Source organism: Paramagnetospirillum marisnigri, from assembly GCF_001650715.1.
In the GTDB taxonomy this organism is placed as follows: Bacteria; Pseudomonadota; Alphaproteobacteria; order Rhodospirillales; family Magnetospirillaceae; genus Phaeospirillum; species Phaeospirillum marisnigri.
In genome coordinates, this window is the sequence record NZ_LWQT01000104.1 from 1 (window position 1) to 3,457 (window position 3,457).

Below are 3,457 nucleotides of genomic sequence, written 5' to 3' on the forward strand. Positions count from 1 at the left end.
TGACGCCTCCGGGCGCTACGCACCCTACGCCATCATCCCCAGGCAAAAGCTGCTACACCACTCGACGGGACATGACCCGCGCATTTGTTGTTTCGGTAGGAATCAACAGGAACATTAGCTCCATTTTAATGGGCAGAGTGTTTTCGCTCATGGGCGCCCAATCGTGGCGCTCAAGGCCAGCAGGTTGGTTTGGGCAGCGATATTGTTGATCTGCTGGACCACTTCAGCGATCGACTGAACCGCCTGGGGTTGATCTCTTTCTGGAGAAGCCGGTGTCCATGAAAATTTTGTACGCCGGTAGGCGGTCATACAGATGCGTGATGGGATGATCCGACACCCTTATGATATGGTCCCGCCATGCAACAGCCCCAGCACAATCCACCGGCTCTGATCCGGGTCATCTACACGACGATCCGCACTGCCCGCGAGGCAGGCCTGGATCGGCACGGCCAGGAGCAGCGGGCGGTAGAAGCTCTCAGGATTGTGCGACCTGATATTGCCGAGCGGGATGCCATGAACATGGTATGGCGGGTTCGGCCGGATTGATCCCGTGATGACAGGCCATAGGGCCGTCCCAATCTGAAAGCCGGTATCAGCCAACTGGCCGCTTTACCCCCCGACAACAGTCACTTGGCTGGAACGTCCGCTGCGACCCCGTTGTGCCAGGAAGAGCCGCTCAGCGTCTGCACCGCCCACATCTATCCCACCCAGCATCTCCTTGAGATAGAGCAGGGAGGAAATTAAATCCCATCGGCAATTTTCTGTAGAACCGCTATATCACGTGAAAAAGTATTGGCTGAAATCTCTGAAATCGCCTTTCTTCTTTTTAGGTCTGAAACCATCCTGCAAGCGGTCTCTGTGGTAATGCCCAACAGCGCCCCTACGTCCTCGCGGCCGAAAATGCGGCACCGTTCCATGGCGGGAGGCGCAAGCATCAGGAACAACCGCGCCACCCTTTGCCGGGAACTGCCGGTTGATAGCTCTCGCACGCAATGGTGAGAGCGCAAGACCATATCATGCCATTTTTCCATCAGTTGGCGGTTCAGCTTCGGCGACAATCTTGCTACGACTTCGCGGGGTAGGCGACAAACTTGCGTTGGCAGCAGCGCTACGGCGGCATGCTCATATTTGTCGGCAACCGTTGCCTCTAGCCCGGCAACGTCTCCTTGGCTCAAAAGGCTGACAATTCTGAAATTTCCGTCGGGTAGATATTGCTCAAGCTTGACCAGCCCTTCGCGGATTGTGAAAAGCGCCGAAGCTGCCTGATCCTGTTGGTAAAGATTTGCTCCAGGAGGAAGCCAAATGTCCTCTATTGGAAGATGAACATGGCTAAAGTCTTCGCTGGTCAGGTCTGCAAACAAGACTAAATGGCGAATGGCACATTTTTCACAGGCTTCCAGACCATACCAAGCGGCTTGAATTTGGCTCTCTCGCATAATCCGCCCGCCCTATCTGAACAAAATATTTTTGCTTCGGTCAAATCGCTGACAAATGTCAGTGATGCCGCCCCCATTGCTGCTTATACAGGGGGCGCATCCACACCAGACAGGCATCCTAGGCACTCAAGGACCAAATACGATGATCGCTACCGAACTAGACGTCAACGCCGCTAGGCTGGCCCATCTTCGTTGGGAGGCAGCATTGGAGGCCACCGTGAACGGTGAAGGGACGCAAGAACCGCTAATGGGTCATGAGGATTGCGATCTTGGCACCTGGATTTACGGTACTGGCCTGAGTCGGTATGGCAAATTGGGAGCTGTCTGGCAGTTAAAAACTGTTCATAAGCGCTTTCACCATCTTGCCGAAGAAACTTTGTCTGCATGCGCAGCTGGCAAGGCGGAGCGCGCTGTGGAAAAGCTGGCAGCAGTTCGCAAGCTTAGTGGTGAAATACTTTTTTTACTGACCTCACTTGAACTCGATGTCATTGAGGCCGCAATCAGCCGCGCCCAACCCAATGACATTCCTTCTCGGTTGATAAGAGCGCTTTTCCCAAAACCACTCCCCCTCAACATCATTTCTATTCAGGCTTTAGGCGAGGCCGGCAGTGGTCGTCATACTTTGAACGTCACAGGTGCTCGGCTTGTCCATCTAAAATGGATTCGCGATCTTCAATCGGCGTTCCGCGGCCATGGTAAGGCCATGCGTGCCCAACCAAGCGATGAGTGCAGCCTCGGCATCTGGATACATGGCACCGCCATGAGGGAGTTGGGTGCCACCGAGGCATTAAAAAGCCTTGATGCCGTCCACAAGCGATTTCATCGGGAGGTTGACTTGGTCATCTCATCTCTCAATCACGGAAAGCTTCGCACTGCCGACGAGGCTTATGAGGAAGCTCTGGTCCTGAGTGGCGAGATTATCACCCTCCTGACGCGACTACAGGTTGAACTGGCCGATTCTCAAGTTCTGTCGGCAGGAAGTTCAAAACTCTAAGCCTTCCGCAAGCTGCCTTCGAGGATAGCTCATCATGCCTTTGCGTCTTCATTCCATGCCCGCTGGCCAGGGTTGCCCCATGAACGGAAGCTCCGCATTAGGGAGCAAGGCGGGTGTCTTAAAAGGTCTTGGTGTAAAGGCCGGGTCTGGGGCGGGGCTGGGCCTCGGGCAATGCAGTACCCCTAACAAAGACGAATTGGCGGTAGCCTTGAATGACGCAGCCTGCTGATCCGTAAATTTCTCTAATAAGGTGCGAGTGCCTCTTGTGGGTCATAAGCACGCACCCAGGCCCTCCCCCACGAGTGGCCGCTATGGAAAATTGCAGCCGTTGGCATTAGATGCAGAAAACTCTATTCCAATCGCCGGATGGCGGCGCAGATGATGGACAGTCGGCTCTCCATGTCTCCGGCGCATCGCAGGATTTCCGCCGCCTCGCCATCGGCCTTGATGGCGTCCTCCAGCTCCGCCGCCAGATCCTGAATTCCCACCACGCCGAGCTGAGCCGATGCCCCGCGCAGGGAATGGGCCAGCCGCCCTCCCTCATCCCGGTCGCCCCTTGCCAGGCAATCCCGCAGGCGGGTCATGCTGTCGCCCCAGGTCGCTGCGTATTCCCGCAGATAGCTGATATAGCGGGCGGGCTTGGTCATGGCCGACGGCCCCTTGTCGATATGGATGTCGGGAATGCCGGCGAGGCAGCAGCGCAATCTGGCGACCACGTCGTCGTCATCGCCCATGGAAGGGGGGGAAGTGGGGGGAGGCGGCGGGGTCCTGCTGTCGCGGTCCAGCCATTTCAACAGCGCCGGGAACAGATGTTCCGAGCGTACCGGCTTGCTAAGGAAATCATCCATGCCAGCATCCATGCAACGCTGCCGATCCTCGTCGAAGGCGCTGGCGGTAAGGGCGAGGATGGGAGTGTCGGCGTAGCCCGGCAATTGGCGGAATGACCCTCCCCCCGTGAATGGCTCCAGGTTGAATGTAATAATTCAACTGACCATGAAGGGGACATTCCATGCCGAAGAAGAGACAT

Annotated in this window: 3 protein-coding genes; 1 reads left to right on the forward strand and 2 read right to left on the reverse strand. The window is 56.2% G+C overall.

All coding sequences use genetic code 11. The features are described from left to right. Nucleotides 1-740 precede the first annotated feature (740 nt). Nucleotides 741-1,436 carry a Crp/Fnr family transcriptional regulator gene (locus tag A6A04_RS21985; protein ID WP_082915058.1) on the reverse strand — a complete coding sequence of 232 codons (696 nt, stop codon included), beginning with the start codon at nt 1,434-1,436 and terminating at the stop codon, nt 741-743. Nucleotides 1,437-1,578: 142 nt separating this feature from the next. Here A6A04_RS21985 and A6A04_RS21990 point away from each other — a divergent pair, with 142 nt between their 5' ends. Further along, nucleotides 1,579-2,430 (forward strand): CZB domain-containing protein, encoded by an 852-nt coding sequence (locus A6A04_RS21990; RefSeq protein WP_172822817.1) that lies wholly within the window; start codon nt 1,579-1,581, stop codon nt 2,428-2,430. Between the two features lie 350 nt (nt 2,431-2,780). On the opposite strand, the gene A6A04_RS18430 is transcribed toward A6A04_RS21990, so the two are convergent. After that, complete coding sequence (locus A6A04_RS18430; RefSeq protein ID WP_068495498.1) at nt 2,781-3,362, reverse strand: response regulator; 582 nt, start codon at nt 3,360-3,362, stop codon at nt 2,781-2,783. Between the last annotated feature and the right edge of the window lie 95 nt (nt 3,363-3,457).

Coding starts and splice junctions, on each gene's coding strand:
- A6A04_RS21985 (WP_082915058.1), bottom strand. CDS start 1,436: ATGCGAGAGAGCCAAATTCAAGCCGCTTGGTATGGTCTGGAAGCCTGT.
- A6A04_RS21990 (WP_172822817.1), top strand. CDS start 1,579: ATGATCGCTACCGAACTAGACGTCAACGCCGCTAGGCTGGCCCATCTT.